We start from the raw sequence: 26,158 nt of genomic DNA on the forward strand, positions 1-26,158 counted from the left end.
TGATGGTCGTGGAGCGGTCGAAGAGGAAAGTCAGTAGAGCGCCGTCACGATACGAGACGGTTACCGTTGATGGATTCTGAGGGGATATGAGAAGGCGAGATTCTGAGGGGTAATCTGTTTCGCATGGGGATGAAACCCTTGCCTGACTGGTTTCACCTTTGAACATGACGCTTTGCATAGCTGGTCTCCATGATGCCGCTCCGGTTGGGTGGCTTCGATGGGGACAATATAGCCGTAAGCTATACTAATGGTCAATAGCGTGTAGATGGAGATTTTGGACAGAATGTTTATGATCTGTGGATGGTCAACTTATAAGGGGGCGCTGCGCAAGCGAACGATGGGCAAAAGTAAACTGGCGCAGGCCGGTTCGGTGGACTGCTGGCGATACCTAAAAGTCAGATGCAAAGTAGCTTGGTCTTTCATTTGATCGCCTTGATCAACATGTTCGTGCTCTCCACGACACGGCCCAGGACCTTGATGTGCTCCAGATCCTGCGCCGGGACTACCACGTCCGGTTCCGATGGGTTAAAAGACCGGACGATCAGACCGCCATCGTAGCGCCGAAATAGAAACTTGACCGAGATCTGGTCCCCATAGCGCAGCAGGTAGACGCTCCCGTCTGTTACTTGCGTTGTTCCCATCTCGACGGTGATCCAGCTCCCATCGCTGATAAAGGGGTCCATGCTGGAACCGCGTACCTTGTATCGGATCAACTTGTCCGCTTTGAGCCCATAGCGCCGTACCCATTCCAGGGAATAGCGGAAGCGGCGTTCTTCTTCCACGGGTTCCGTGTGGATGCGGTTTCCTGCGCCAACTGCGACGTTCAGCGCGGGGATCTCGATCTCGCCATCATCCAATGGCTCTTCGGGATGGTAAGCGACGACCGGGACAGCGCCTGAGAGGGCGCCGCTCGCTGAGTGGTCGTTGTCCATCCAGTTTACGGGGAGATTGAGGGACGCCTCAAGCAGCCTAGCTGATTCGTCGTCAATATTTCGGCTCCCCTTGGCCGGGCTTTTCCTGGCCTTTGCTGCCCACTGTTGAACTTGCCCTGGGCTTCTCTGGATACGGCGTCCAATCTCGGCCTGCTTATACCGACCGAGAAGGGCCAAGAAGTTTTCAAGCCGAATTTCGTCAATAGATTTCATGTTGTATTTATAGCCTGTTGCTATAGCATCGGCGACATGCGCCACGCTGTTGACGATTGTATAGCTATGAGCTATATAATGGCACCCATGGACATCCGAACTTACGCAATCAAGCATGGTGGCTTCCCTCGCATTGCCGAGATTCTTGGTTTCAATGCCGAGTTCTTGCGCCAAGTAGCCAAGGGCAGACGCCGCGTTTCAGCAGAAAACGCGGCACGAATTGAGCTACTCACCCACGGCACCGTCACCCGCGAGGAACTCCGCCCCGACATCTTCGGCCCGCTCCACCATGAACCTCAAGACCGAGGGGCCGCATGAGCGCATTACCTATCACCACTTCTATGCCAGGAAACGGGGGCACCCGGATTGCGCTTCCAGCCGCGCGATCACTCCTGGCACCTATTCGAAGGGCTGGAAAGGCTGGAAGAGACCATGCCGGGTGATGCACAAAAACCAGATTGTTCAGCACTTCCGCCCCCACCAGTACCAGCAGAAATTGATCTGCGTTCCTATTGCTGGATGAAGCTGGACCTGAACCGACTTCATTCCAGCGACTTCATCCACTTGGCCAGTAATGAAGAGTTCGGCGCAGCGGTAAAGCTGTGGACCGAATCCATGCGGCAAGTGCCCGCTGGCAGTATTCCCAACGATGACAAGATACTGGCATCTCTTGCTGGTTATCGTGGATCCCCCCGACGATGGATGAAAGTCAAGGCTATTGCATTGCATGGCTTCTCCCTTTGCTCCGATGGCCGCCTGTACCATCCCGTGCTTGCGGAAATGGTACTGGATGCCTGTGGCAACAAGACCCAACAGCCACCATCAAGCCCTTCGGATCCACGCGCCAAGGATCGTGAGCGCCTTCGTCGCTGGCGAGCGGAACAAAAGGCCAAGCAGGGGAGCAGCAAATCTACCATGACTGAGGACGAGCACTCTACCCAGGTCGATGAAACGGCTGAAACGTTTCAAGGCCGTTTCACTGAAACGTTTCCTGAAACGGCTGAAACGTTTCATATAAGAGAAAGAGAGAAAGAAAGAGAGAGAGAAGAAACGTTAAATAGCGTTTCAGAAACGGCGGATGAAACGTTTCAGGAAACGCAGTCAACAGAATCCTCCCCAATGCCGCCAGCAACCCGCGAAGGCACGTTGTGCAAGAAACTACGGTCACTTGGCGTCCGCGCAGCTCCCCACATGGTCATTGTGCATGAGATGTGCGCCCACCATTCCGACGAACACATTCTGGCCGCAGCGGAAATCGCTCTGGAGAAAAAAGGCGCGGGCATTCACGTCGGCTACATCGCCGCGATGCTGAAAGACCCTGGGAAATCTTCAGGGAAAAACGGAAAGCATAAACAAGCAGACGCTCCACCCAACCGTTCTCTCTTGCTCCCCCTTGTCGTTGGACAATCAAACCATATTCGCCTGTAGGAGACTTATCATGACCATGCCGAAAAAGTCTGAGCGCAAGCATCCGCCATTGGCACACGCGGGCGATGTCGCCAAAGGCCTGCTGGCCCGTTGGGGATTCGATCCTGATAATGTGGCGATCCTACCTGACCGCCATCCACAGTACCGAGCGTGTGAACGACATGGACGCTATCCGATTTCCATGGTGGATGAGCAGGATGTCATCCGGTACATGGCGCCAGTCTGCCCGGTGTGCGCGGCGGAGCAGGCGTCGCGTCGGCTCATGGAGAGCGCGGCCATTCCAAAGCGGTACATGGGCTGCGGTTTCGACAACTATGTGGTCGAGGTCGCCGGTCAGCAAACGGCTCTCGATGTCTGTCGGGACTACGCAGATCATTTTGAGGACCGTGCCTGTAAAGGATCCTGTCTTATCCTCTGTGGGAATCCGGGCACGGGAAAAAACCATCTGGCGTCTGCTATTGCTCAGGCCGTTCTGTCCAAAGGGCACAGCGTGCTCCAGGTTACGGCTTACGACATCATCGCCCGTATTCGCCAGACCTGGCAGCGGGGGGCCGACAATAAGGCCGAGCTCGACGTTATCCGCGAATTTGCGGAGGCGAGGCTACTCATCATTGATGAGGTCGGGAAAACCTTTGGCAGCGATGGAGAGCGGGTACATCTCTTCGAGGTCATCGATCACCGATACCGCGATCTGAAGCCGACCATCATCCTGTCCAATGAAAGCATTGCTGGCATAGAGAAATACCTGGGATCGGCGGCCTTCGACCGGCTTTGCCAGAATGGCGATCTACTGCTCTTTGACTGGAAAAGCCATCGTCGGGGGGGAGCACTATGAACACGCATCTGCAGAGCGACTACAGTGATTCCTCAGAAGAAGCCGCACCCAGGCAAAAGCCTCTTCCTGTGCGCCATGGCCGCGCTCGAAACACAACCGGAAGCATGGCTTTTTACCTGATTGACCTTGGACCTTTTTTCTCCGAACCCAAGCAATTCCTGGAGGATTTGCGCATGACGGATTTTGCGCCCAAGGGATACGATTGCAGCGTGCAGGTAGCTATCCGCCTGATGCGCTGGGCGCAGAGTATCCGGCTCACCCCACGCCAAAATCATGTGATGGAGCAGGTCGTATCCGAAGCCATCCGGCGTGGTACGGCGATCATCTTGTCAAAAATCGTAGCGGCGGAATGGTCTATACCAGATCATCGTGGCGATCACCATGACTTGGCCAAATCCGCAGCAACCAAGGCGCTACAACATTTCTCCGAGAAGCACGATCTCAGCAACGTGCCGCATCCTAACATTGCCACATTTGTTGAGGTGCATACCCGATTTGCCTCACGCGAAGCGTTGGAAGATTTCATTTACCGGAAGCCAATGGAATCCGAAGCCAAGCGCCCGCAGGACGCTGTGTTCTCGAAAGCCTTATTGGAAAGGGCTATCCGACAAAAAAGATCCGAACTCAAGAAACATACTGGAGAAACGCGCCAGAAAAAATTGCGGGAACTGGAAAAACTGGAAGCGACGCTTCACGGAACCCGAACAGAAGTACGCCTGGAATATGCGCTCGAAGAGCGGGGTGAGCACGAAGTGCGCGGCAGCAACGAACGCCTGTCTCCAGAAGATCATCTCTCCATTGCGGTTGACGATATGGATATTGATGAGGACGGCGACTATGGAATACCCGCCGATCATCGTGAGTTTCTGGAGATGCTCATTCTCGTGGGGAAAAAAGAAATTGCCGCCAAGGAATTGATACCGTACCTGGTCGAAGCGAGAGAATATCGCGCTATTCTCGGGCTACTGCGCGTGTTGAGCAAAGCCGGTGACGACATTGAATCCTCGTGCCTTCGTGAGTTGCTGGGCAACCGCGCGTTGACGGACATTCGCAAGCAGATCCTGCGCGTAAACCGGGATGATGCCTGCGAGGTGGTGTCTCTTCTTGACTCATGCAAAGCGTACCTTCGGGGTGAAAGTGATGGATACGAAGTAACGCTGGCGGCGTTGCAGGTTGCTTCCGTATGAGCATGAGGATCCGTCCGCCGTTCCCCTGGATGGGTGGAAAAGGCAAGCTGGTTGACCAGATTGCTGCGAGGCTTCCTCAACCGTCTCGGGAACTCACCTATGTTGAACCATACTTCGGTGGTGGCGCGGTGTTTTTTGCCCGCCGACCATCCGGCATTGAGGTCATCAATGACGCCAATGGCGAGATTGTGACCTTCTTTCGGGTGCTCCGTGACCGGGCAGGCGATTTAATCCGGTATTTGCAGAATACGCCCTACTCACGACAGCTTTTTTATGAATGGCGGGTTATTCAAGATACTGAACGGCTGCCAGAGCTAGAGCGTGCTGCGCGGTTTTTTTATATTGCGCGATCCGCATTCGGCGCGGAATCCACGCGCAAAAACCCGGCCTGGGCCTTTGCCAAGGTTTTTGACAATAAGGCACGTTCTATGGCGGCAGTCATTGATTCAGAATTGCTGCAGGTTCGGGATCGATTGCGGTACGCGCTGATCGAGAACGATGATGCGATGGCGGTTATCCGGCGATTTGATAGTGCATCTGCTGTCATCTATTGTGATCCGCCGTATGTCCAGACTACCCGCAGAGACGGGGAATATGCCGACGAGATGAGTGACCACGATCATGAAAACCTGCTTCGGGTGCTTTCAGCGTGTGATGCCTATGTTGCGATTTCTGGCTATCCCAGTGATTTGTATGCGGATCATTTAGAATCCAGGCAGGGGTGGTCCTATGTGGATTTTGCCCATACCTGTCATGTGAACCGCTCAGGGAAAGTTATGGAAAATATTGAACAAGAGAGGACGGAACGGTTATGGCTGAACCCGCGCCTGACGGATTGGTACGAGCGGTGTGCGCCACGACAATGCGGTTTGTTGGACCTGTTGGCCGTTTAACCCGTCTCTGATCTATACCCACATGAGGCAAATTTCATCGTCAGGAAGGAGAACGACATGGCTGGTGTGAACAGGATGATTTTGATGGGGCACCTGGGCAAAGACCCGGAAATGAGATACATGCCGGATGGTACGGCAAATGCGAGCTTTAGTGTTGCCACATCCGAGTCCTTTAAGGACAAAGAAGGGAACAAACAGGAACGCACAGAGTGGCATCGTGTGGTTCTCTGGGGCCGCATTGCTGAGATTGCAGGCGAATATCTGCGTAAAGGGAGCCAGGCGTACATTGAGGGGCGGATACGCACGCGCAAGTGGACCGACAAGGAAGGGCAGGAGCGATTCACCGCGGAAATTGTTGGGGACCGTCTCCAGCTGATCGGTGGTCGAGGCAGCAACACGCCAGAGGATAAGGATTCTGCGCCACAGCATGGCGGTGGCAGTGATGACATGGGAACCCCGCCGATGGACGACGATGGGATCCCGTTCATCACCAGCGCAGAAATTCTCTGCCAACCGCGCGCCTTGCTGCGCCGTGTTCGGTTTTAATCCGAGCAAGGGCCATCCTATGCTGACGAATTACCGGGAGATCCGCCATTTTCACTTGTTCTGCGGCCTTGGCGGCGGTTCCGCAGGCTTCAACCGTGGTCAGGCTCGCGTCGGTTCCATGCGGGCCCGTTACCGTTGCCTGGGCGGTGTGGATTCTGATCAGAGGGCCGTCGCGGACTTTTCGCGACTGGCCGGCGTGCCTGGGACCGTGCTGGATCTCTTCGACCGGGATCAGTACCGCGCCTTTCACGGCGAGGAGCCGCCTGCGGGTTGGCGCGAGGCGACGTCGGCGGACATCCGCAAGGCGGCGGGCAATGAGCGGCCCCATATCGTCTTTACCAGCCCGCCGTGCAAGGCGTTCTCCGGACTCCTGTCCGAAGGCAAGAGCAAGACCGAGAGATACCAGGCTCTCAACCGGCTCACTGTGCGCGGCATTTGGCTGACCCTGGAGGCATGGAAAGACGATCTCCCCGAGTTTGTGATTCTGGAGAACGTCCCACGGATACAAAACCGTGGTCGGCACCTACTGGATCAGATTGGTGGGCTGCTGCGTCGCTATGGGTATGCGGTGGCCGAGACCACGCACGATTGCGGCGAGTTGGGCGGCCTTGCCGAAACGCGCAAGCGGTTCCTGATGGTGGCCCGACACATGGAAAAGGTACCGCCTTTCCTCTATGAGCCGGAAAAGCGCCCCTTGCTGGCCGTGGGCGACATTCTGGGCCGGATGCCCATGCCTGGAGATCCCTCTGGCGGCGCCATGCACCGAGTCCCTTCTCTGCAATGGAAGACCTGGGTGCGTCTGGCCTTCGTGGAGGTCGGCGGCGATTGGCGATCACTCAACAAACTGGCGGTCCAGGATGGAACCCTCAAGGATTATTTGATTCTGCCGGAGCGCCGCGTCCACTACCTGGGCGTCAATGCCTGGAATGCCCCGAGCGGGACCATTTCGGGGCGTGGCGGTGTCACCAATGGGCGCTACGCTGTAGCCGATCCGCGTTTCCAGGGGACCGCTGAGTATGGCCAGTACGGTGTCCGGGATTGGGAAGACAGCATCGGTGCTATCAGCGGGCAATCCGCGCCTGGCGGTGGCCGGTACGCGGTCGCCGACCCGCGATCAGGCTACAAGAGCACTACGCACCAGAACATATATCGCATCGTCCCGTGGGACAGCGTGAGTAAAACCGTCGTGGGCGCATCCCATGTGGCTGGCGGTGCCCTCGCTGTAGCTGATCCCCGCACGGGCCTGACCCGTACCAAAGGCGATAATTATCTCAAGGCGGCCCATTACGGTGTTGTGCCGTGGACGGATGCCTGCGGGGCGGTATCGGCGGCAGCCGGACATGATAACGGCAAGTGGAGCGTAGCTGACCCGCGCGCTTCCTGTTTTTCGACCGTGAATGAGGCGGACGAAATGCCCGCTCAGAGCGCCAAGCTGGTGGCCATCAAACGCGCTCTGGACAACACCTGGCATCGGGCATTCACCACTCTGGAGCTGGCGGCCCTGCAAGGGCTGGTGGACCCCGAAGAGCATCTGGAACTGGAAGGCCTCAGCGATTCGGCCTGGAGGGAACGCATTGGAAACGCAGTTCCCCCGTCGGCGGCACAGGCCATCGCCGCGGTGATGGGTCAAACACTCCTGCTGGCGTGGTCCGGAGAGACGTTCATGCTCTATGCCCTGCCCATCTGGGTGCAGCCGGTGGCGGTGGTACTGAGCGTCAGTCCTGGGGTTAAGGCTCAGTGACGTCTATCTGCCATGTGGTGAGCGTATCAGGAGGCAAGGACTCGACAGCGACCTTGCTGCTGGCTCTGGAGCGCGTACCCCGTGAGCAGATTGTGGCGATTTTTTGCGATACGGGCAATGAAATCCCCATTACCTATATCTATCTGGACGATCTGGAGCGTCATCTGGGTATCAGGGTCCATCGCCTCAAGGCGGACTTTTCTGCGGAGATCGCCGCCAAGCGAAGATTTATCGCCCGCGACCAACGGACCAATCGCGAATATCAACGGGTACCTGTATTGGACGTATATGGGAACCCTGTCCCATCCAGGGACTCCCAGGGTCGCATTCACTATCGCACAGTTATTCGCAAAGGGATTAAACAGCAAGAAATTGTCCCGAAAATGCGAAAGGCGCATGGTAAAAAGGTGCGCTGGTCTAACAAGGCCAAGAGGCGGGCGCTCACAGTCTTACAGCCAACCGGCAACCCATTCTTGGATCTGTGCTTATGGAAAGGGCGCTTTCCGTCTCGCATGGCCCAATTCTGCACCGAAGAACTCAAGCGCAATATCGCCGTAACTTTTCAACTCGATCTGATTGACCACGGCTTTTCGGTCGTCTCCTGGCAAGGGATTCGCCGTGATGAATCCCAGAATCGCCGTAACGCGAAACGCCTGGAACGTATCGGCCCAAAGCTATGGGCTTTTCGGCCTCTGGTGGACTGGACCGCACAACAGACCGTGGATTTTGTACGCTCCCAGGACTGCCCCTTGAATCCTCTTTATTCTCAGGGGCAAAGCCGGGTTGGGTGCGTGTGCATCAATACCAACAAGCAAGGTTTAGCCCAGACCGCTTATCGCTATCCAGATGAAATAGACCGCATAGAAGATTGGGAATGGTTAGTTGGGCAAGCATCCAAGAGGGGGTTTTCCACCTTTATGTGTGATGCCGACGATCGTAAAGATCGTAGGGCCATTTTTGCCGACCTTAACATCCGATCCCGTGTGGAGTGGGCGATGGGCGGTAACGGTACCATGGATCTGTTTGCTGACGTTCCCATAGATATTCCAGTTTGCGCGTCTGCCTATGGGCTGTGCGAATAATCATGGGGGAGACATCAATGATTGGCGTAATACTCTGTGTTCGCGTGTTCTGTTGTATGCTTCATACCGCCAAGTCAAGCGGTAAATCTGAAATGTCTTTCAGGCGATTGCCATTAACCATTACTGCCAGAAGATCAGCTGCGTCATCCATGCCGAGAGTCTGCACGGTTTCCTGCAGTTCGTACAAAGCGAAGTGATACACGCAGTCAATGTCCCCTGTTCCCAAGGCGATCGAAGCAAGACGACTTGGTGTTGGCTCTGCTGTGACGACCACAATGTGCGGCAGGCGTCCCTTGCGGTTACGTACCAGGTTTAAGGCTTCCGACCTGGCGTTTTGTGCCCTATCACTGCGAATTGTCCATTTGCAGGAAATGCTTGCGTGCAGTAAGGGATGGCCGCTATTTTTCTTTCGGAGGCTGGAAAGCGTAGTTACGTGATCATTGACCAAGCATATTTGTGCATTGATAACGCCATCCTCGATAGTGTCGCGTACCACCACAATATCTGGCGTAATGGTATAGTCGCTTCCCAGAGCGGCAGCTAACTCGGCATCGTTTTTCGCGGCGCGATCCAGTGCGATTAAGTGCGCGTACTGTTCATACTTGGCGATTTCTAAGCGATTTCGGCCAGTGACTTGATGCACGTCCCAGGCACCGGGGCGGATGTGCCCCAGCTTGAGGAATGTTTCGCGCACGAAGTCAGCGCAAATGCTCTCGAACTGGTTGCCCGAGGTCTGACCCGCAATCCGCTCCCCGATGGTCTCGGCCTCAAGGAGTTCCGCGATGCCTTTGGCGATTGCTTTGCTCGTAGTGTTGCTGCTGTCGGCATTGCTGACTACTCCAATGCTATTGATGGTCAGAGTTGACTCTAGCAGCGCGGCATGGAATGCCTTGCGGGCTTCTGCGAAATGGGCCGCCATCACGAAACCTTGAAAATGCGTTTGATGGCCAAAGCTGCGAAAATCTGGCGAGCGACAGCGGATGCAACTGGCGGTGGGAACGCATTGCCGATCTGGCGATAGGTCGCGGTCTTTCGACCTGAAAACTGCCATTCATCCGGGAAGCCCTGAATTCTGGCAGTCATGCGTGGTGTCAGGCGAGGCATGCCGACGAAGTTACGCGGTGGAGCCTCGTCCCACAATCCCATTCCATCTACGCCGAGGCTGGCCCAGGCGCGTTTTGCACGGGTCGGACCAAGATCAGGACCACCGTGTTTCTTTGAGCCGCCCACCAGCGTGGGGGCAATCGCGTTGGCCTGCTCTCGCCAGCGGTCGGCCCCCTGCCAACCATTGCTTTTCATAAGGTCGTGCAAAAGTTCGCCCACGGTAGGTGGGTTAGCCTTGAGCGGCTCAGGCCAGGAGAATCCGGCGGCCAGATCTTTACGGATGCCCACGAATACCACACGCGGACGGAGTTGAGAAACGCCATAGTCCGAAGCGTTGTGCAGTCGCCATCCAGGCATATAGCCAAGCTTTTTGAGCTGCTTTTCCACCTTGTTGCGGTAGTCGTCAAAGACCGCATCAAGCAGTCCCCGCACATTCTCAAGCATTACCGCTTGCGGGCGGCACTCGTCGACCAGTCGGATCGCTTCTGGGAACAGATCACGATCATCTTTGGCGCCAAGCTGCTTACCCGCTTTAGAGAACGGCGGGCAGGGCACTCCTCCGGCCACCAGATCAACGCCTTTGTAGGGGATGCCGCTAAACTTGCGCAAATCCCCCTCAGCCACGTTCCAACACGGGCGGTTGAGGCGCAACGTAGCGCATGCCGCCGAATCCAGCTCGACTAAGGCGGCATGGTTGAATCCAGCCATCTCTAGACCGAGAGCCTGGCCACCAGCACCTGAACATATTTCTAGCGAGGTGAATTGGTTCATAATTATTTTCCTCTCGGCGTTATACCGGCTCGGACGAGCGTAACATATTTGCATGGCCTCGTTCGAGTACGAGTACTCTGCCAGCGCAACACCAACGGTTGAAATCTTCATTTAGAGGTCTATGACCACGTTGTACGGCGGAATGCAACGCAAGATAAAGAAGGGGTACAGTGCTGGCATCAATCGCGATATCAGCGACTTAGCAACGACCCGTGCCTGCCGCTACGCTCTGGCACGCCCGTTGCGATCCACCCCAGCGGCTGGACTGTGCGCCCTCTGCGCCCTCTGCGCCTTCATACGAAGAGAGCGCACCAGACGCAGCCTTCTATGAGAGGGCACCCATATCGCCCTGTGCATGATCTATACCCTCCCATCATCACTCATGGGAGTATTGTCATGCCGGGTCACCTGATCCTTGTCCGTCCGCATATGTCGTTGCTGGACGGCCTAGTCGTTGCCCGTTACCTGCATCAGATTGGCGGCCACTGTGGCTACCTCTTCGCCGTCGATCCCGATTATGCCCGCCATCCATTCTGGCGAATAGCTCTGTCCTGGTATGGCCGACTAAACGGTCACCAGCGTATGATTGCACTTGACCAACGGTCACCTATGGCGTTGCGGGAGATTTTTCATACCCTGAAAAATGGCCACGGAGTAGTACTGTTTCCGCAAGGAACGGGTATTTCTGATCCGGCACGGCCAGACCTGCCAGGAGCCTCTTGGTTAATGCGAAAATCACGATGCCTGGTTACGGAGATTTGCTTGGATCACTCCTGCCGGATTCCTCAAGTCGTGCATCAGGGGCGTGGAAGGCGAGCAACAAAAGTTGGCTATATGCAAAAAGAGATTGACTAGCGATCATGAGGTAGTGAAGGGAGAAATGACTGTACTGTGCAAGAAGTGGTTGGCTAGTGCCATTCTCAATATGTGCCGTACTGTGCAGAACAGGGCTGAAACAAGCGATCGTGGCACGGCGATCAAATTCTCTGTCGGGTGCTTAATCATCCCGGACCTGCGAATGCGAATGACCGGGTCGCAGCGGAAGCAGACCTTCACACCTACACAGAGCAGGTGTAATATCTACTAGAGCAGGGTTCAATTATTTCTTTTATTAGATTCAGGATGATGCAAATTGAAATGCGAGCATTGCGGCCACGGCTTGATCAAAACTGATCGCCGGGAGGAAATGACAGAACTGGATGATGATGCTACAGAAGGCCAGATAGCGGATTTTTTTGCTGCTGAACTCTCAGGGGATTATGGTGCTTGGGGCATTGGTATTATCGAGTATTACTGTTCACGATGTGATATGACTTTTGAGTTTATTAGCGACGAATTGCAAAGCTATAACCCTCTGATTATTGAGTGGCATAAAAAAGCCAAACTTGGAGATTATTTTTCTCGGTTTGTTTTTGAGTATTTAGCATTCATTGCAAACTTAAAAAATCACATCTGTATCAGCGCAAAAAGTGATAGACATGCAATCCAGCATTTAAAGCGAGATTCTGCTCGGGAAATAAGGTATATAAAACTAGTTATGGACAATAAATTATTGCGCGATATGTGGGTTTCTGTGATCAAAGAATTAGATAGCAATCCGCTTCATAACACGTCACATGATTTAGATTTTCCTGCGATTGATGGGTGGTGGAACAATATTGGTGACCATATTGATAAAAGCAATAACTCCAGGAAAGGCGTTGTGATATCGTTGTCTGATTGGGGAAACATGGTCGAATTCTGGTACGGGGTAAGGAACAATCTATTTCATGGAGGTAAGGATCCAAATATTCAGAGAGACTGTTTCCTCGTCGAGCGCGCTTATAGAACCTTGGCGGCATTTATGGAGAATGAAATAATGTCTATTCCATCCGCATATAAAGGCTTTTAGCGTGCTCCATATCCATTTTAATTGCCGATCAATCACTTATGGCAGTAGAGCAGCGGAAGCAGACATCTAGTTTTTGTTTATATATGGCGTAGTTGTGTAAGACTTAGCTTTTATCATACGACACGAAGATTATTCTTGGCTGATTTCTCCATTCCTAAAATATCGGCGCACTAGTTCTAATGAAGCAAACGCACTAAGGCGACTACAGTACTCATGAAAGTTGTCTCCCTTTGCGTGGTCAGCCAAGTCTGAGACAGCTTTTAAACAGATAACATCTACTGGTGCACCAACATGGTTCTCGGCTGCGTAATATAGACCGTAGCATTCCATGTCTACACCAACCATGTTCCGGTGCTGGCCCCGAAAAATACGTTGTATATCACTTGACGCAATTACTGAACTGCCAGTAACCATTGGTCCAAGTATAAGGCTAGGCGGTTGACTTGGGCGTGGGCCTTTGCAGGCCGCATAAAAATCATTTAGCGCGGTATTTAGTCCGCGAGACTCCGCGAGAAGTCTTGCCGCGCACCCCCTTTGATCTGATGCTGTAGCTAGATTACCTTGATCATTCCACTTGCCGGCCTGCCAATCCCAGCTAATTTCGGCTACAATAAGATCGCCAATACTTACTTTGTCTCGAAAGCCACCACAAATTCCTGTCATGAGTAACACGCGAGGACGAAACTCATTGAGTAACGCCGTAGTTGCATGCGTAGACGCAATTGGCCCCATCTGAGACAAGTGAGCACATATCACGCGTTTATAAGCGCCGTATAACTCTACGGTTCCTGTTCGATAAATTATGTTGCTCCCAAGAAGCTTTTCTTCCTCAAATTGCATCGGCCAAATATCATTGACCGCCACAAACTCTGGATTACGAAGCGCAGTCAGAACGCAAATATCATAATCGTTGAACGTTCTAGAATCTTCAACGCGGCGCAGCAAAAGCAAAAGCGCACCCAAGGAGACCCGCCAAGAATCTTCACACGGCGCAACATGAAACACCTGCGTTACCAAGCTTTGGAAGTCTTCTCCATGTCTTTCTAGGGCATCTCTACTGGCTGTTATGCCAAAAATATAGCGCGGTGACGGCGTTGTTCCGTCTTCAACAATCTGGCGTAGAAGTTCAACGCTATTCCTGCCATCAGGCGACGCGCCCCTACGCACAGGTAATAAAACATCAATCAGCAGAACATCAATAGACTCTCGCTCGAGAAGCTTGCGCGCACCTGCGGCATGCTCAGTTGTTAGTATATCCGTTTCGCAGAGTCCCTTTTCAATCAAGAACCCTTTAATAATAGAAATTTTATTGGGGTCATCATCAACAATCAGAAATCTCATTTTTCACTCCCCGAGTTGGACGATTTTAAGCGCATCCCTAAGCTTCTGTCTCCATGTGCCATGCTGATCGCTGTAGTGGATCACACCTAGAAATCTCGCATCAAGCTCGCTGCGGTAGATTTCTTCTAAGCCTCGCTGATCTCGACGTTCACCACCATGGGAAAGGACGAACTCTTCGTACTGCGTAAGAACGATGCTCCTCGTATCCATAGTCTCCGAGTCGATAAAGCGGAGAATATCTGCACCACCAAAACCCTGTGGTTGACCACCGCCTCGACGATCCTTAATAAAGTCAAACGTGGGAATTGACATATCTACGATGGCAAGGACTACTTCTACTGCGCTCAGAATGCTAACTGCGCTAGCAAGTGACTCAGCGTGGCGAACTTCTACGTCTTGGGCTAGCGTCTCACGTAAAAATCCGTCAATTGATCGCAGCTTTGGTTCATCGTCTTCTACAACCAATATGATTCGTTTATTCATAAGCTTCATAAGCTCCATCGCGCTCGTAAAGGGGAACCGTAAGTCGGGTAAACCACTTTCCATTTACAATACCAAAATCAAATGGCAATGGGCAGGCGAACCGCGGTACAGATCGTGTTAGGCGCGCCAACTTCGGGAAACCAGAACCACCCTCAAGGCTGATAAGTTCTAGTGGAAGTTCTCCCAGATACTTTTTGCAGAGGCCATCAAGCTCCCCATCCAAAAGCTCTTGCCTCCGATCGAATGATAATTCGCTGTACACGGCAAGAGTCAACAGCCTGTGTTCTGAAAAAAACTCTATACTTACTTCAATAGGAGGTAGCTCAACGGTCAATCCAGAGTGCTTCCACGCGTTCTCGAATATCACGAATAAGCAGTCCATCAGAACAGCGAGAGCGGATGTGGTTAAAAAAAGCGGAGCATCAGGAACACTTCTGAGAATAATATCAGCATTGAATGCGCGGTGCACGTTCCTTGTGAAGGCCGAAGCAATCTGAATGGCGCTACCTAATTGATATTTTTCCCCCGCGACTTCGCTCGGAAGTTGGAACCACTCTGCAACGGTATCGCACTGCGATTTCGTCATCGTAGACACAGTAGTTAGAGTTGTTATCAATGGGAGACTATAAATCTCTAAGAATCTCAGGTCATTTATAAGCGTATCCACTCTGTTATGCAGTGCTATAGCTAGCGTTTCAGTTACATATTGTCGGAGATCTGCTAGCCCAATCTCAATAAGTTTCCAAAAAATAAAATACCCACTAGCCAAAAATGCCTGAAATGTCGGAGGCTGTTCCGCGAAGCTAGCTGCGAAAATTTTAGCAAAGATCGGTGACACGATTTGAGCGAAAGCACCATCAGGCTTTTCAGAGGAGCGAACCTGAATTCGTTGATTTACGAAATCATCTACAATCTTTCGAATGTCATATGAGAATTCTTGCACTGTGCTCAGTAGCAACGTCTTGTCGGCGTCCTGCAACCGAAGAACGTCGCTCCAGCGCGTCTCAAACGCCTCACGTGAGAACCCTGTGGTTGAGTAGAGCAACCCTTGCTCTTCCAGCGGCCCAAGGATGGTTCCCCTAAAACTCCCATGACGAATTCGAACACTCAAGTAGGCATCAAGCCCATCAGTCGGATCAAGCAGAAAGCGTTTGAAGAATCGGTCAATGACGTCGATGAATAAGGCATCTGCGTCAGTCGGTCTTCCATCTGCGAAATCCTTAAGTATTTGGATATTTTCAGGATCCAGTGCGTACATTCTAAGCAACTCATCAACTGCGCCTCCATCAGTATTGGGCTTACCCAGTTTTTTCCACCGTTCATAATCCTGTTCGATCTCCTTTTCCGCCCATCGCGTTATTGCTGATTCATTAACAAATATGCGGGTCTGGTCAATGCGCTCAAGGCCCTGCTGGAGAGTTTGGATAAGAGTGAGTTCCTTAATAGCCTCAGCATATTCTGCAGTCCGTTCTTTATCCCAACCTAATAATAGCTGGAGTACACTCATACGTTCCGAGCGTACTTGAGCCGTTGACTCAAATTGATGACACAGCGCCATGTTTTGCTCAATCCACACATCGCGAAGGAATGCCACAATTTGCGCTTTACGTAATTCTGATGCAGCCGCGTACATTTTCACTATATTTTTGCGCATACCATTTTGCAGAAATTTTCTGCATGCCATTTTACAGATATAACCAACGCCGTCAGAGCCTTTTGCTTCAAAGGTATAATGCGCAACAAGGCCAACTTTTATCAGGTCTAATTTACTGAATGAGTTCCATTTCCTGCCCGAAAAAATCAAACTGGTAGGGAACTCACGAGCATATCGATAGTCTCTAAGAAACCAATCCGTTAGTAACTTAATGGCTTCGTCAAAGCGGTCTTGTCTTGCAAATGCGGCCAAATCGAACTTGGCGCACTGTCGCTCCCAATACTGGCTTTTGTAACCTAGAAAACCTGTTAGTCGTGAAAGCTCATCAAACTGCTGTGCGGCTAGAAGAAAATTAGCCAGCCATAGATAAACCGGACCTACAATGGGCAGAGCATTTTGAAATCCCCAACGACTCGGCTTAAGCAACTGTTCGTCATCCACGCATCTACCTAAATGAGACAAATGATTTTGAATCAGGCGCTGGCCGATCTCCTCTGAAAATGCCGCAATATCGTCGACACATGTCGAGCCAGTAAGTAGGGCGACACTAATTGGAAGAGAGCGATTATCGAATACATCTGAAGTCACCCAAAATGCGTAACCTGCAACTGCAGGCCCAATATCTAAGCCTCGTAGGTTAAGGCCCCACTTGAGCATCTTACCTAAAAGGTCGTATGCGGGTGCTCCTTTATTTTCACATATTCTTAGATTACTTGCAATATCATCTGGTAAATTTAGATAACTATGCTCGATATAACCAGGGTAAAACGCACGGTATGGCTCACTTGGAAGCTCATGGATCTCTGTTGATATAGGAGATATCGGAGATATTTCCTGGAGTGCAACCGATAGCTTGTTCAGCCGGTGGTCTTGGTATCCGTTATCCAGCAAGTAAGATATGAGCTGTCTTGCCACTGGACGCAGTGACGTTAGCTGCTTTTCATTTTCAATATAGCCCAGCAATTCAATTACGCTTTCATAATAATCGATGAGTGACGAACTTATATCTCTTGAAAGAATTCTCGGAAATGATTGCATCGGGTTGTCGACATATGACAGCGCTCGATAATTCAAATAATCAACAAGCCATGGTGCAATGGCATCCAACCGTGGGAATGAGTTTTTGCATTTTCCAACGATGGCATCAAATGAAAATGTGTCATCGTTGCGATCTGCAAATATATGGAATAATAGTCCAGGGATAGTGTTTATCGCCTTTGACTGAAGCTCATGTAACCATGCTCGTTGTGCTTCAGTGCCATCGGCAAGCTGCAAAAAGGCGGCACGAAGCTCTACAGCCCATAGACTCCATCCTGAAAATTCCACGTACTTGTCGAGTTGTTCTTTTGCGTTATTCAAGTTGCCTGCAAGCACGAGCTTCTGCAATTCGGCGGCGATCCGCCTGAATGAGTTTATTCGAATTGCCTGTGCTGTTAGCCAGTGTTTCGCCCAATGTAATTCATTTTCTAATGGCAATGGTAAGAGTGCATTTCTATTCCAAATAAGTTCTGAAGTTGAGCGTGGCCCTAATGCATAGAGAGCAAGTGATGATTTTGGTGCCGCAGTGCGAAGCGACTTTATTATAGCTGCATATTCTTGTGGTGGGCGGGTAGCGCGTGCTTGACTCAGAACGTTTGTTGTTTTCTTATCACCTAACGCGTCGGCATTTCGAAACAACTTTCGCAACGACGTTTCATTGTGCGTCATTTAACCCCCCGTTTTCTTGGAAACTTTGATTTAACTTAGTTGACTCATTGAAGGCGACCACAATAGATACAGAAAAAATTTGCACCAAAATTCTCCAACATCACCTCTTCTATGAGCAATAAACAACCCAATTGCTACGGTATAAAATCTAAATGCAAGAATATATTTTATTCTTTATAGTAATATATTGTATCTCTTTCAATGGGTTACCTCTCGACATCAAACTCGGCGCTTCATATTTTCATCTTATGCTAATGCCAAGCTATTGGATCACGCCAAGCGTTCATATCGAGTAGCGCGCTGGTTTTTTTGCTGCGTCCTGCTTGAATGTCATGTTAGATTTCGATGCTGCAAGTATTTAGCGCTGCATGCTCAGCCAATTCAGCATTGATGAAGCCAGCAATCATTGCGCGGTAGACCTGCTCGGTAACGGTTGGGTTTGCGCCAAGCTCGACGGAAAGGGCCACGACTTTCGCAATGACCCGTTCAACCCGCTGGGGTGCCTTGACGTCGGTGGTGGTTTTCTTGAACTTTGCCGCCTGTTTTACATAAGCCCCACGTTGTGCCAGTAGCGTAACAATCTGACGGTCAATGCGGTCGATATTGGATCGAATTTCTTCGATGAAGTTGCGCTTGACACTATTAATCAGAAATATTTCTCCTTGCGCCTTAGCCCAACGTCCGCTTTCAGTCTGGTGCTGTCAATCAGTGCTGCCACCCAATCCTTTACGGGTATAGTCAAACCAGAACCGCTATTTTTGCATACGCCTGAAAAAAATCATCCTGCAGTAAGGGCATGCCTGGACCATCCAGACGAATGCACCATGCCACATTATCCATGTCCTCATAGAGCATCGCCACCACATCCGGATGGTGTGCCGCAATCAGCGGGGGAATATCCATGTCCCGCATGGCCTTTCTGGTGATCTGCAGAACCGGTAAGGGACACACCAGGCTTCTGTCGAGCGTGGTTAAGACAAAATGTCGGTTCCACCCACCGATGCGCTGTTGCCGCCTGATGGCTGTCCCGAGACCCATACAATTATTACGCACCAGGACATCTAGATTCTGGATGAGTGGGATAATGGGAGAAAGCTCAATGGGCATCACATTCCCAACAGACTGACCGGACAGATTTCACAAAACCGAAAATCCACCCATTGCGGACCTGATCACTCTCCTCTGGGACGACGTCCCCGACGCGCCTTGCCGTGTTCCTCCAGCAACTTCTCACCGCGATCCACCAAGCGTTCCATATCTTCGGCGATGGCCAGCTCAACCGCCGCGATCACATGGCGCATATCCCATTCCGGTGCCAGTGCCTGCAATGCCCGTGCAAAGCGTTTCTCCTGTTCCACTCTTTCCTTTCTCGCGGAAGGAGTCTTCAACAAACGCTTCTTCTCTTCTTCGATTTTCGCTATCGCTGCTTTCTGGCGTTCCATAATTTCCAACTGCTTCTTTTCGAGGTCGGCCAGACGCTGCTCAGCACTACGACGAATACGGGTTTTCTTCTCTACCATGCTGAATTCCTTTAGTGGTTGACCTTGTCTGCAAATTCTTTGCCCGCCCTGATCTTGACGCTTTTCTTAGCGGGAACATCAATTTCCTGACCCGTAGCGGGATTGCGTGCCTTTCTTGCGGGCTTGTCTACGACCTCAATGGTGAGAAATCCGGGCAAAACAATTTTCCCGGCCACAGTCAATTCTGTTTCCAGGGTGTGGCGAAACACCTGAAACAATTTTTCCGCGTCCACCTTGGACATTGCCCCATGCTGGGCCAATGCTGCGACAAATTCTGTTTTATTCATGCCAATCTCTTGAAAGTAAAATAGTAGACAGAAGTTTAGCGGTTATTCGGCCTCAGATGCAACATTCAAACCGGATTTCCGACGTTTGATCTTCGGTGATAACGGTAAATCTGGATTACATCGTGCACGCAAAAGCGGACTGGCAGAAAATGTTACCACCCGCCGCGCCTTGATCACATGGGGCTGTCCGGTTATCCTAAATTCGGCAGTTACCCCTGCTGATTTGGCAGGATTCCTCTGATAGGATTGATTTTTCCCCTGTGTTGGAGGCTCACCCAATGGGTGAACGCACTAAGCGGCCCCAAAAGCCCATTCCTGAGGCTATACAGAGCATGATTGTGGATACGATGGGCGGTCGTGTTCAGGTATCCTGGGATAAGGAATCGGCAGCCACTCCCTTTGGCCAGTTGGTGTTCTTTGCCGAGTTTCAGAAAGTCAGTGGTTTGTTTGATGCTTGGGTAGAAGAATGTCCCTTGATCTATAACAGCCCCAACGCACCCAAGAAGCGCGATGTATTGGGCACTTGGGATCTCTCCATACTGGCGGGTCACCGACGCTATGCACATGTCACTGGATTACGCAGTGATGGTGTCAGTCCGCAGATTCTGGGGATGAGCAAGATCGTCAGCGAAGACGCCCTGCGCCGGGCGCTGGGTAAAATCCCCGAAGGCGAAGGCACCGAATGGATGCGCAAGCACTTGTTCAAAAGCGCAAAGGCAGCCTGTGACACGCCTTGGATTCTTGATATCGACACCACCATCAAAACGTTATTCGGGCATCAGCAAGGGGCTGAAGTAGGCTACAATCCGCACAAACCGGGGCGTCCATCCCATGCCTATCATGCGTACTGGGTCGGTAATCTGCGGCTATTGCTGGATGTAGAAGTGACAGCCGGCAACACCACGGCCTCCAACCATGCCCAACCGGGGCTGAACCGCGTACTGGACACCCTGAGTGCCGAACAGCGTCCTTATCTGGTCCGTGGCGACTGTGGCTTTGGCAATGATGCGGTTATCCGCGAGATGGAAGCGCGGCAGCAGTCCTATCTCTTCAAATTGCGTCAATCGCCCCGGGTCAAGCGCCTGTTACAGCGGGAATTTACCCGCCGTGACTGGGCGGATGCAGGACAAGGCTGGGAAGGCCGCGAAGACACGATTCAACTGGCCGGGTGGCAGCAGAGCCGCCGGGTAGTCATTCTCCGTCGCCTACTCAAAGACCATCTAATCGCCACCCAGGAACATCAAGGCCAGCTGGAATTTGCTTTCGTGGACCGTCGCCAGACCAAGGTCTACGAATACGCCGTACTGGTGACGGATATCCAAGAAGGCATTCTGAGTATCGCGCAGTTGTACCGCGACCGGGCCGATGCGGAGAACGGTTTTGACGAACTCAAGAACCAGTGGGGATGGGGCGGGTACACCACTCGTGATCTGGCCCGTTGTCGGCTCTCCGCGCGTGCCGTGGGGCTGGTCTACAACTGGTGGAGCTGGTATTCCCGACTGGCTTTTCCGGGGTCACGGAGAGAAGCCATCACCAGTCGTCCATTGCTGCTCTCCGCTATAGGTCGCAGCACCAAACACGCTGGACAGATTCATCTTTTTCTGACACCCATGCATGCCGCGCAGAAAAAGGTGGAGCGCGGAATTGAGAATATCCGTAGAGGGTTGCGGATAGTTCGGGAGACTGCGGAGCAGTTCCTGGAACACCAGCCCTGGGACCTCCTCGTGAGCTACATCGTTGCGCAAATTACGCGATCACCATGGTCACCGCCGGGGACTTTTCCGGCACTTGCCGGACCTTAACTGCTTTTTTTAGGGTTATTGGATTGCGCCCCGGGCGCGGTGCCTTATCCCGCACGGCAAATCTGCCGAAGTTCGATAACATAAGTTCCGAATGCTCAACAATACATTCTCGCATGTTGTCGAAGAAAGCCTCGACCATTTGCACTGCTTCTTTATGCGTCGTCCCCATGGTTTCCCACAGATGATTAGCCAGTTCTACTTTCGTGACTGTCATTGTTCCCTCATGGCCTTTTGCATGGCTCTGTGTGCTGATGATAGCTCCTTGATCAGGAATTCATGACCTTTCGTGCGGGACTGACATTCATCCCTGGCCTCTTGATAAGCCCCCTGGAAATTTCTGAACATGGCCTTCCGCTGGTCTTTGCCAGTCTTAATGAATGGATCGTAATAAAACGCCAGCAGATCCAGAGCAAAGCTCGTCGTGACGACAATGGCCGCATTAGTGGCATATTCTGCCATGAGATCTGGCCCATAGCTATCCATCGATATGATGAAATCATTCGAGGGCAACATGTCGTACAGTTTGCGGACCACCTTGTAAGCCTGGTTACCTTGGTGAACCAGATGATCCACAGCACCCTGGTCGAAGCCTTCTGGGTGATTTCTGGCGTGCATCACCAGAATATTGGCGGCATCCGCAATGGCATCCAGGCCATCCATAGTGCGTAACAGTTGGGTTGTAGGCAGATCGTCGGGTGGCTGTTCATCCGTAGGGTTCAGATACATGCTGCCCGCTAGAATGATCATCGTCAGCACGTCTACAGACTCCCCATCTGGGTCCTGAACAAAAAATGCCAGTCCTGTAGCGGGATGGTTGTGTTTGTGTTTTTTAGGCGCGGGGCGTTTGGGAAAAGGATGTACGTTCGTCATGGTGAGCTATTATAAGTATGGTGGATGGTGGCGGAAAATAGGACTATAAGTCATTTGCTTTCCGTTGCTGAACGTTCGCAATCAGTCTTTCGCAGCCATTCGCCTCTCTCGTTCCAGACTACTGCATCCACTCCCGCAGTTTTGACCACCGTCGTTTCCCGGATCCATTCCGCGCCGCCATGGCCACGGCCTTTTTCTGGCCCACGAGCACGACCAGCCGCTTGCCCCGGGTAACAGCAGTATAGAGCAGATTGCGTTGCAGCATGGGGTAGTGTTGCGTGCTCATGGGAATGACTACGGCAGCATACTCCGAACCCTGACTCTTGTGCACGGTGATGGCATAGGCCGGTTGGAGAAGATCCAGCTCTCCGAATCCGTAGCTGACCACTCTGCCCTCGAAGTCCACAGTCAGGGTGTTTTCTTCGATGTCCACGTCCTGCACGAATCCAATGTCACCGTTGAAAACTTCTTTTTCATAATCATTCTGGATCTGCATGACCTTGTCCCCGGGCGCAAAACGGCGACCGAACTTTTCGATGGCCGGAGTGCTTTCGCCGTTGAGGGCAATTTGGAGCGCTTCATTGAGCGCGCGGGCACCCAGCGCACTCCGGTTCATGGGGCACAGTACCTGGACATCCTGCAGTGGGTCCAGACCGAAGCGGCGGGGAATATGCGTGGTGACCAGCTTGACGAGCTTGTCTGCCGCTTCCGCTGGATCCTCCGCTGCGATGAAGTAAAAATCGCTGAGACCCTCCGGGTTTCTCAGGTCCGGCATATGGCCTGCATTGATCTGGTGCGCCGTCTGAATGATCCGGCTTTGCGCGGCCTGGCGAAAGACTTCCGTCAGATGGACTTCGGGAATGGTTTTGGCGGCAATGAGATCGGCCAGCACCTGGCCGGGGCCTACGGAGGGCAGCTGATCGGGATCCCCCACCATCAGCAATCCCGCTTCGGGTGGCAGGGCTTTGAGGACGGCGTGCATCAAGGGAACGTCGATCATGGAGCATTCATCCAGGACCAGCAGATCGATATCGAGGGGATAATCCTCCCGGCGTTTGAATCCGCCGCCTTTGGGATCGATTTCGAGGAGCCGGTGAATCGTTTTGGCCTCTTTGCCGGTGGTTTCACTCATGCGCTTGGCCGCGCGTCCGGTGGGTGCGGCCAGTGCGATGCGCAGTTTCTTGGCGTCGAGGATATGCAGGATCGCGTTCACGAGCGTGGTCTTTCCCACACCGGGGCCGCCGGTAATCAGGGCCACTTTTTCTTGCAGCACCATGCGGATGGCCGATTGCTGGCTGTCGGCAAGAGCCATGTTCAGACGCTTTTGCACCCAATCGATAGCCGCATCGGCGGCAATACCCGCCCATGGGGCTTGGCCCGCACAGAGCTGCTTCAGGAGACTGGCGATGCCCTGTTCATTGCGGTAGAGGGGGGCTAAAAAGACACAATCGGCGTCCTGCACCTGGTCGGCAATGATCGCCCCATCCTGTAATTCTTCCTGAAGGGCACTTTCAATGGCCGCTGTCGGGACTTCCAGGAGTTTCTCTGCCAGCGGAATCAGTTCCTCCTGGGGCAATCCACAATGCCCCTCATCCCGGGCCTCCATGAGGGCATAGGAGATGCCTGCCCGGACCCGTATCGGTGCATGAAGTTCGATACCCATTTTCATGGCGATGGCGTCAGCGGTTTTGAAGCCGATGCCGTGAATATCCCGGGCCAGCCGATAGGGGTTTTCGGTCATGACCCGAACGGCATCGGTGCCGTAGGTTTTGAAGATGCGCACCGCCCGGGCGGTGCCCACCCCATGGGTGTGCAGAAACAGCATGATTTCGCGGATCACTTTTTGGTCCGCCCAGGCGCTGACCATGCGTTCCCGGCGAATGGGACCGATGCCTTCCACTTCAGCCAGCCGCTCCGGGGACTCTTCAATGACGGTGAACACCTGATCCCCAAAAGCTTGAACGAGCTTTTTGGCATAGACGGGACCAATGCCCCGGATCATGCCGGAACCCAGATATTTCTCGATGCCATCCAGACTGGTCGGCGCGGAGGTTTTTAAAAAGGCGGCTTTGAACTGCAGGCCGTGGTCACGATCGGTGATCCAGATGCCCGAAGCGGTGATCCATTCACCGGCGGTCACGGAAGCGGCGTGACCCACTACGGTAACCAAATCCTTATGGCCGCGGGCTTTGATGCGCAGCACACAGAAGCCGCTTCCATCGTTATGGAAGGTGACCCGTTCGATCAGTCCACCGAGCAGTTCATTGGGGGTGTCCTGCTTCTGGCGCTCCGGTTTGGCCATTTGAAAAAGACTCTTGACGCAGCGGATCTCCGCTGACCCTGGGAAAATGGTAGCATGAACCACAAGGTCTGTATTTGTCGGGAGGCGTTATGTGCGGTCGCTATGGCTTCATTCACAGCCCCGAGGACCTTCAGCAGGCCTGGGGGAACTTGCACATTCGTGGCGATTTTCCGCCCAGCTATAACCGCGCTCCGGGTCAGATACACCCCGTCGTGCGCCAGGCCCCGGATCTCGGCCTGGAGTTGGTACCCATGCGCTGGGGCTTTTTACCCGCCTGGAGTAACCGCACCCACATCCGGCCGATCAATGCGCGGGCCGAAACGGTGGCCACCCAGCCGCTGTTTCGGGAAGCTTTTCGCGCCAGACGGGCACTGGTACCGGCGGACTGGTATTTTGAGTGGCCCTTTGTCCCCGAAGACCCTTCTGAAAAGTATCCCGTGCTCATCCGGGCGCAAGATCATCGCATTCTGGCGCTTGCCGGAATATGGGACCAGCACACCACCGCAGAAGGTCAGACCGAGGAGACCTTCGCGATCATCACTGTACCCGCCGTACCCACGTTGCAGCCCATTCATGAGCGCATGCCTCTGGTGCTGGATCGCCACCATTGGTCGCTCTGGTGGCATCCTCATGCGCGGCGGACACACCTGGAGCCCTGTTTTCAGCCTGAAGACGTTCCTTGGGAAAGCTTTGCGGTTTCACCGCGAGTGAACAGCACCCGTTACGATACGCCAGAGGCGATCTTGCCTTGGGACGGGACGGCGCCAGACTGATGGGGTCTGAGAATGCTGGGGTTCAGAGGAGGCTTGCGCATCGCTGACGGGGTGCTGTATAAATATATAGTACCCGGTTGCGGAGCACATTCTGATGCAGACAACGAACGCAAAGCCCATCAAGAAACACCAATGGCTGCTGGTCCTGGCCCCTTTGTTGGCCGACTGGCTGGGTCATCAGTCTCCACCATATGCGGCCGGGAATGGTGGCGTATTTCGGGACGCCCGCCATGTCTGGACGCTCTCCGATAGCCCAATGACGGTAACGCCCGCAGCACAACGACAAGGGCATGGCGATCAGGATCGGAAGCCACCCTATGCGCTGTGATCCGATCCCCAACTCCCAGGATGTATTGGGCGCCAAAGGCATGGTGGCTACATCGCCACAGCCCGTGGGCGGCCATCATCGCCGTACATTGCCGCTCATGGTGTCCCGCATTGCCGCAGGCTTCCCGTCCCCCGCCGACGACTATGTCGAAAAACAGATCGATCTGAATACCCACCTGATCCAGCACAGGGAAGCGACTTTCATCCTGCGGGTTACTGGCTGGTCCATGCGGGACGCGGGAATTTTTGATGGGGACGAGATTATTGTGGACCGGGCCATTACCCCGGTGGATGGCAAAATCGTGGTGGCGGCCATCAATGGGGATCTCACCGTCAAACGCTTGCGCCGGATCGGTAGCGCCGTACATCTGGTGGCGGAAAATCCCGAGTTTCCCGCGATCATCCTCCAGGAAGGGGAAGAACTCTGCATCTGGGGCGTGGTGACCCGGGTGCTGCATCGCGTCTGAGG

The 26,158-nt window shown here is 53.0% G+C and carries 27 protein-coding genes; 14 read left to right on the forward strand and 13 right to left on the reverse strand.

What is annotated here, in order from left to right:
• Positions 1 to 419 precede the first annotated feature (419 nt).
• Positions 420 to 1,145: a LexA family transcriptional regulator gene (locus tag AFERRID_RS12835; protein WP_172959376.1), complete on the reverse strand. Its 726-nt coding sequence runs from the start codon at positions 1,143 to 1,145 to the stop codon at positions 420 to 422.
• A 78-nt stretch (positions 1,146 to 1,223) separates the two neighbouring features.
• Between AFERRID_RS12835 and AFERRID_RS12840 the strand changes: the two genes are divergently transcribed.
• The 8 genes from AFERRID_RS12840 to AFERRID_RS12875 all read left to right on the forward strand — a co-directional run bounded on the left by AFERRID_RS12840 (position 1,224) and on the right by AFERRID_RS12875 (position 8,857).
• Positions 1,224 to 1,463 (forward strand): transcriptional regulator, encoded by a 240-nt coding sequence (locus AFERRID_RS12840; RefSeq protein WP_172959377.1) that lies wholly within the window; start codon positions 1,224 to 1,226, stop codon positions 1,461 to 1,463.
• Between the two features lie 114 nt (positions 1,464 to 1,577).
• Entirely contained in the window at positions 1,578 to 2,573 is a 996-nt protein-coding gene (locus AFERRID_RS12845; protein ID WP_226833031.1) for a DUF1376 domain-containing protein, read from the forward strand.
• Positions 2,574 to 2,583: 10 nt separating this feature from the next.
• Positions 2,584 to 3,408, forward strand: a complete 825-nt coding sequence (locus AFERRID_RS12850) for an ATP-binding protein (RefSeq protein ID WP_226833030.1) — start codon at positions 2,584 to 2,586, stop codon at positions 3,406 to 3,408.
• On the forward strand, positions 3,405 to 4,595 hold the full coding sequence (locus AFERRID_RS12855) for a hypothetical protein (protein WP_226833029.1): 1,191 nt from the start codon (positions 3,405 to 3,407) through the stop codon (positions 4,593 to 4,595). The genes AFERRID_RS12850 and AFERRID_RS12855 overlap by 4 nt, the downstream gene beginning before the upstream one ends.
• A complete protein-coding gene (locus AFERRID_RS12860) occupies positions 4,592 to 5,488 on the forward strand; it encodes a DNA adenine methylase (protein WP_226833028.1) in 897 nt (298 codons plus the stop codon). Before AFERRID_RS12855 ends, AFERRID_RS12860 begins: the two co-directional genes overlap by 4 nt.
• A gap of 57 nt (positions 5,489 to 5,545) precedes the next feature.
• The gene (gene ssb / locus AFERRID_RS12865) at positions 5,546 to 6,034 is read left to right on the forward strand and encodes a single-stranded DNA-binding protein (RefSeq protein ID WP_126605375.1); all 489 of its coding nucleotides are present in this window, start codon (positions 5,546 to 5,548) and stop codon (positions 6,032 to 6,034) included.
• Between the two features lie 19 nt (positions 6,035 to 6,053).
• On the forward strand, positions 6,054 to 7,775 hold the full coding sequence (locus AFERRID_RS12870; RefSeq protein ID WP_126605376.1) for a DNA cytosine methyltransferase: 1,722 nt from the start codon (positions 6,054 to 6,056) through the stop codon (positions 7,773 to 7,775).
• Between the two features lie 17 nt (positions 7,776 to 7,792).
• Positions 7,793 to 8,857, forward strand: a complete 1,065-nt coding sequence (locus AFERRID_RS12875; RefSeq protein ID WP_269149229.1) for a phosphoadenosine phosphosulfate reductase family protein — start codon at positions 7,793 to 7,795, stop codon at positions 8,855 to 8,857.
• Positions 8,858 to 8,918: 61 nt separating this feature from the next.
• On the opposite strand, the gene AFERRID_RS12880 is transcribed toward AFERRID_RS12875, so the two are convergent.
• On the reverse strand, positions 8,919 to 9,776 hold the full coding sequence (locus AFERRID_RS12880) for an NgoMIV family type II restriction endonuclease (protein ID WP_126605378.1): 858 nt from the start codon (positions 9,774 to 9,776) through the stop codon (positions 8,919 to 8,921).
• Entirely contained in the window at positions 9,776 to 10,732 is a 957-nt protein-coding gene (locus AFERRID_RS12885; RefSeq protein WP_126605379.1) for a DNA cytosine methyltransferase, read from the reverse strand. Before AFERRID_RS12885 ends, AFERRID_RS12880 begins: the two co-directional genes overlap by 1 nt.
• Positions 10,733 to 11,128: 396 nt before the next feature.
• Between AFERRID_RS12885 and AFERRID_RS12890 the strand changes: the two genes are divergently transcribed.
• Together AFERRID_RS12890 and AFERRID_RS12895 are read left to right on the forward strand one after the other, a co-directional pair.
• Complete coding sequence (locus AFERRID_RS12890) at positions 11,129 to 11,587, forward strand: 1-acyl-sn-glycerol-3-phosphate acyltransferase (protein WP_126605380.1); 459 nt, start codon at positions 11,129 to 11,131, stop codon at positions 11,585 to 11,587.
• Between the two features lie 331 nt (positions 11,588 to 11,918).
• On the forward strand, positions 11,919 to 12,623 hold the full coding sequence (locus tag AFERRID_RS12895) for a CCDC81 family HU domain 1-containing protein (RefSeq protein ID WP_126605381.1): 705 nt from the start codon (positions 11,919 to 11,921) through the stop codon (positions 12,621 to 12,623).
• Positions 12,624 to 12,752: 129 nt separating this feature from the next.
• Here the strand turns inward: AFERRID_RS12895 and AFERRID_RS12900 are convergent, their stop codons facing one another.
• From AFERRID_RS12900 to AFERRID_RS12930, 7 genes are all read right to left on the reverse strand, one after another.
• A complete protein-coding gene (locus AFERRID_RS12900) occupies positions 12,753 to 13,964 on the reverse strand; it encodes a phosphorylase family protein (RefSeq protein WP_126605382.1) in 1,212 nt (403 codons plus the stop codon).
• 3 nt (positions 13,965 to 13,967) lie between these two features.
• Entirely contained in the window at positions 13,968 to 14,447 is a 480-nt protein-coding gene (locus AFERRID_RS12905) for a hypothetical protein (protein ID WP_197722442.1), read from the reverse strand.
• Complete coding sequence (locus AFERRID_RS12910; protein WP_126605384.1) at positions 14,440 to 17,808, reverse strand: hypothetical protein; 3,369 nt, start codon at positions 17,806 to 17,808, stop codon at positions 14,440 to 14,442. Before AFERRID_RS12910 ends, AFERRID_RS12905 begins: the two co-directional genes overlap by 8 nt.
• Positions 17,809 to 18,143: 335 nt before the next feature.
• Positions 18,144 to 18,464 (reverse strand): chorismate mutase, encoded by a 321-nt coding sequence (locus AFERRID_RS16270; protein WP_197722494.1) that lies wholly within the window; start codon positions 18,462 to 18,464, stop codon positions 18,144 to 18,146.
• An 82-nt stretch (positions 18,465 to 18,546) separates the two neighbouring features.
• Positions 18,547 to 18,915 carry a hypothetical protein gene (locus tag AFERRID_RS12920; protein ID WP_172959378.1) on the reverse strand — a complete coding sequence of 123 codons (369 nt, stop codon included), beginning with the start codon at positions 18,913 to 18,915 and terminating at the stop codon, positions 18,547 to 18,549.
• A 65-nt stretch (positions 18,916 to 18,980) separates the two neighbouring features.
• Positions 18,981 to 19,328 carry a hypothetical protein gene (locus tag AFERRID_RS12925; RefSeq protein ID WP_126605386.1) on the reverse strand — a complete coding sequence of 116 codons (348 nt, stop codon included), beginning with the start codon at positions 19,326 to 19,328 and terminating at the stop codon, positions 18,981 to 18,983.
• A gap of 11 nt (positions 19,329 to 19,339) precedes the next feature.
• A complete protein-coding gene (locus tag AFERRID_RS12930) occupies positions 19,340 to 19,615 on the reverse strand; it encodes an HU family DNA-binding protein (RefSeq protein ID WP_126605387.1) in 276 nt (91 codons plus the stop codon).
• 278 nt (positions 19,616 to 19,893) lie between these two features.
• Between AFERRID_RS12930 and AFERRID_RS12935 the strand changes: the two genes are divergently transcribed.
• Complete coding sequence (locus AFERRID_RS12935; RefSeq protein ID WP_226833168.1) at positions 19,894 to 21,417, forward strand: transposase; 1,524 nt, start codon at positions 19,894 to 19,896, stop codon at positions 21,415 to 21,417.
• On the opposite strand, the gene AFERRID_RS12940 is transcribed toward AFERRID_RS12935, so the two are convergent.
• From AFERRID_RS12940 to recD2, 3 genes are all read right to left on the reverse strand, one after another.
• Positions 21,362 to 21,631, reverse strand: coding sequence for an HU family DNA-binding protein (locus AFERRID_RS12940; RefSeq protein ID WP_126605388.1), 270 nt, complete (start codon positions 21,629 to 21,631; stop codon positions 21,362 to 21,364). The genes AFERRID_RS12935 and AFERRID_RS12940 overlap by 56 nt on opposite strands.
• Complete coding sequence (locus AFERRID_RS12945) at positions 21,628 to 22,164, reverse strand: hypothetical protein (RefSeq protein ID WP_226832981.1); 537 nt, start codon at positions 22,162 to 22,164, stop codon at positions 21,628 to 21,630. The genes AFERRID_RS12940 and AFERRID_RS12945 overlap by 4 nt, the downstream gene beginning before the upstream one ends.
• Positions 22,165 to 22,405: 241 nt before the next feature.
• A complete protein-coding gene (gene recD2 / locus AFERRID_RS12950) occupies positions 22,406 to 24,589 on the reverse strand; it encodes an SF1B family DNA helicase RecD2 (RefSeq protein ID WP_126605390.1) in 2,184 nt (727 codons plus the stop codon).
• Between the two features lie 89 nt (positions 24,590 to 24,678).
• Between recD2 and AFERRID_RS12955 the strand changes: the two genes are divergently transcribed.
• The 3 genes from AFERRID_RS12955 (at position 24,679) to AFERRID_RS12965 (ending at position 26,156) form a co-directional block, all read left to right on the forward strand.
• Positions 24,679 to 25,362 (forward strand): SOS response-associated peptidase, encoded by a 684-nt coding sequence (locus AFERRID_RS12955; protein ID WP_126605391.1) that lies wholly within the window; start codon positions 24,679 to 24,681, stop codon positions 25,360 to 25,362.
• Positions 25,363 to 25,456: 94 nt separating this feature from the next.
• Entirely contained in the window at positions 25,457 to 25,690 is a 234-nt protein-coding gene (locus tag AFERRID_RS12960; protein ID WP_126605392.1) for a hypothetical protein, read from the forward strand.
• Entirely contained in the window at positions 25,680 to 26,156 is a 477-nt protein-coding gene (locus tag AFERRID_RS12965; protein WP_126605393.1) for a LexA family protein, read from the forward strand. The genes AFERRID_RS12960 and AFERRID_RS12965 overlap by 11 nt, the downstream gene beginning before the upstream one ends.
• Positions 26,157 to 26,158 lie beyond the last annotated feature (2 nt).

Source organism: Acidithiobacillus ferridurans (assembly GCF_003966655.1).
In the GTDB taxonomy this organism is placed as follows: domain Bacteria; phylum Pseudomonadota; class Gammaproteobacteria; order Acidithiobacillales; family Acidithiobacillaceae; genus Acidithiobacillus; species Acidithiobacillus ferridurans.

Bases quoted from the DNA above. Each gene is read 5' to 3' on its own strand.
- AFERRID_RS12835 (WP_172959376.1), bottom strand. From the start codon at position 1,145: ATGAAATCTATTGACGAAATTCGGCTTGAAAACTTCTTGGCCCTTCTC.
- AFERRID_RS12840 (WP_172959377.1), top strand. From the start codon at position 1,224: ATGGCACCCATGGACATCCGAACTTACGCAATCAAGCATGGTGGCTTC.
- AFERRID_RS12845 (WP_226833031.1), top strand. From the start codon at position 1,578: ATGCCGGGTGATGCACAAAAACCAGATTGTTCAGCACTTCCGCCCCCA.
- AFERRID_RS12850 (WP_226833030.1), top strand. From the start codon at position 2,584: ATGACCATGCCGAAAAAGTCTGAGCGCAAGCATCCGCCATTGGCACAC.
- AFERRID_RS12855 (WP_226833029.1), top strand. From the start codon at position 3,405: ATGAACACGCATCTGCAGAGCGACTACAGTGATTCCTCAGAAGAAGCC.
- AFERRID_RS12860 (WP_226833028.1), top strand. From the start codon at position 4,592: ATGAGCATGAGGATCCGTCCGCCGTTCCCCTGGATGGGTGGAAAAGGC.
- ssb (WP_126605375.1), top strand. From the start codon at position 5,546: ATGGCTGGTGTGAACAGGATGATTTTGATGGGGCACCTGGGCAAAGAC.
- AFERRID_RS12870 (WP_126605376.1), top strand. From the start codon at position 6,054: ATGCTGACGAATTACCGGGAGATCCGCCATTTTCACTTGTTCTGCGGC.
- AFERRID_RS12880 (WP_126605378.1), bottom strand. From the start codon at position 9,776: ATGGCGGCCCATTTCGCAGAAGCCCGCAAGGCATTCCATGCCGCGCTG.
- AFERRID_RS12885 (WP_126605379.1), bottom strand. From the start codon at position 10,732: ATGAACCAATTCACCTCGCTAGAAATATGTTCAGGTGCTGGTGGCCAG.
- AFERRID_RS12890 (WP_126605380.1), top strand. From the start codon at position 11,129: ATGCCGGGTCACCTGATCCTTGTCCGTCCGCATATGTCGTTGCTGGAC.
- AFERRID_RS12895 (WP_126605381.1), top strand. From the start codon at position 11,919: ATGACAGAACTGGATGATGATGCTACAGAAGGCCAGATAGCGGATTTT.
- AFERRID_RS12900 (WP_126605382.1), bottom strand. From the start codon at position 13,964: ATGAGATTTCTGATTGTTGATGATGACCCCAATAAAATTTCTATTATT.
- AFERRID_RS12905 (WP_197722442.1), bottom strand. From the start codon at position 14,447: ATGAATAAACGAATCATATTGGTTGTAGAAGACGATGAACCAAAGCTG.
- AFERRID_RS12910 (WP_126605384.1), bottom strand. From the start codon at position 17,808: ATGACGCACAATGAAACGTCGTTGCGAAAGTTGTTTCGAAATGCCGAC.
- AFERRID_RS12920 (WP_172959378.1), bottom strand. From the start codon at position 18,915: ATGCCCATTGAGCTTTCTCCCATTATCCCACTCATCCAGAATCTAGAT.
- AFERRID_RS12925 (WP_126605386.1), bottom strand. From the start codon at position 19,328: ATGGTAGAGAAGAAAACCCGTATTCGTCGTAGTGCTGAGCAGCGTCTG.
- AFERRID_RS12930 (WP_126605387.1), bottom strand. From the start codon at position 19,615: ATGAATAAAACAGAATTTGTCGCAGCATTGGCCCAGCATGGGGCAATG.
- AFERRID_RS12935 (WP_226833168.1), top strand. From the start codon at position 19,894: ATGGGTGAACGCACTAAGCGGCCCCAAAAGCCCATTCCTGAGGCTATA.
- AFERRID_RS12940 (WP_126605388.1), bottom strand. From the start codon at position 21,631: ATGACAGTCACGAAAGTAGAACTGGCTAATCATCTGTGGGAAACCATG.
- AFERRID_RS12945 (WP_226832981.1), bottom strand. From the start codon at position 22,164: ATGATCATTCTAGCGGGCAGCATGTATCTGAACCCTACGGATGAACAG.
- recD2 (WP_126605390.1), bottom strand. From the start codon at position 24,589: ATGGCCAAACCGGAGCGCCAGAAGCAGGACACCCCCAATGAACTGCTC.
- AFERRID_RS12955 (WP_126605391.1), top strand. From the start codon at position 24,679: ATGTGCGGTCGCTATGGCTTCATTCACAGCCCCGAGGACCTTCAGCAG.
- AFERRID_RS12960 (WP_126605392.1), top strand. From the start codon at position 25,457: ATGCAGACAACGAACGCAAAGCCCATCAAGAAACACCAATGGCTGCTG.
- AFERRID_RS12965 (WP_126605393.1), top strand. From the start codon at position 25,680: ATGCGCTGTGATCCGATCCCCAACTCCCAGGATGTATTGGGCGCCAAA.